The 1,325-nt window shown below is 64.8% G+C and carries 1 protein-coding gene; it reads right to left on the reverse strand.

Annotation, left to right across the window (positions count from 1 at the left end):
* Positions 1-1,310: IS630 family transposase (locus MB1_RS24740; RefSeq protein WP_245650357.1), on the reverse strand; the 1,310-nt coding region annotated here is incomplete at its 3' end.
* Positions 1,311-1,325: the final 15 nt, after the last annotated feature.

Here is a 1,325-nt window from a genome sequence, read left to right on the forward strand (position 1 = left end):
TGTCCTGCACCTGAGATTCGCGTTAGATATTTTGCGAGGGAGTTGAGGATTTCGTCGGCGGTTTTGGTCCAGGCGAACGGTTTCGGGTTGGTGTTCCACTGCTCGATCCAGGCGTGGATGTCGTTCTCGAGGTCGGTGACAGTGGGGTGGACACCGCGGCGGATGAGCTTGTCGGTGATCAGCCCGAACCAGCGTTCGACCTGGTTGACCCACGAGGATCCGGTCGGGGTGAAGTGGATGTGGAAACGTGGGTGGCGGGCCAGCCAGGTGCTGACCTGCTCGGTTTTGTGGGTGGCGTAGTTGTCGCACACGATGTGCACGTCGAGGTCGTCCGGGACGTTCTTGTCGATCGTTACCAGGAACTTCTTGAACTCGATCGCCCGGTGGCGGCGGTGGGTTTCGGCGATCACCGCGCCGGTGGTGATATCGAAGGCTGCGAACAGGCTGGTGACACCGTTGCGTATGTAGTCGTGTGTCATCCGTGCGGGGGTGCCGGGCAGGATCGGCAACACGGGTTGGGATCGGTCGAGGGCCTGGACCTGCGATTTTTCGTCGACGCACAGCACGACGGCCTTTTCCGGTGGGTGGTGGTACAGGCCGACGACGTCGACGATCTTGTCCACGAATTGTGGGTCGGTGGAAATCTTGAAGCCCTCGATCAGGTGCGGTTTCAGATCGAACCGCCGCCAGATCCGCCCCACGGTCGACGGACTCAACCCGCTGCGGGCGGCCATCGACGTCCGCGACCAGTGCGTGGCATCCGGTGGGGTTTCCTCCAGGGTCGCGGTCACGACCTGCTCCACCTGGTCGAGCAGGATCGACGGTTTCCGCCCGGGGCGCGGTTCGTCATCGAGCCCGTCCAACCGTTCGGCGATGAACCGGCCCCGCCACTTCGCTACCGTCGATTCCCGCACCCGTAGTGTCGCAGCAACATTCGCGTTAGTTTCCCCGTCGGCGCAGGCAAGGATGATCTTCGCCCGCTGGGCGAGCGATTGCGCCGAGGACGGGCGTCGCGCCCTCCGCTCGAGTTGGTCACGCTCGATATCGGCCAGGACCAGGTCGGCCTTCGGTCGCCCCGACCGCGGCCGCTCGCACAGGCCCTCGACCCGCCCGGCAGCGAACCGGGCACGCACATTGGTCACCGTCATCGCCGACACCCCGAGGTCCCGGGCGATCCGCGCATACACCGCACCCGGTTCGGCGCACGCCAACACGATCCGTGCCCGCTGCCCGAGCCGCGACGACTCCCGTGACCACACCGTCAACTGGTCACGCTCACGATCGGTCAACACGAACTCCGGGTCACGCACGACAGCAACCATACC

Origin of the sequence: Millisia brevis NBRC 105863 (assembly GCF_001552615.1) — a bacterium.
Classification (GTDB): domain Bacteria; phylum Actinomycetota; class Actinomycetes; order Mycobacteriales; family Mycobacteriaceae; genus Millisia; species Millisia brevis.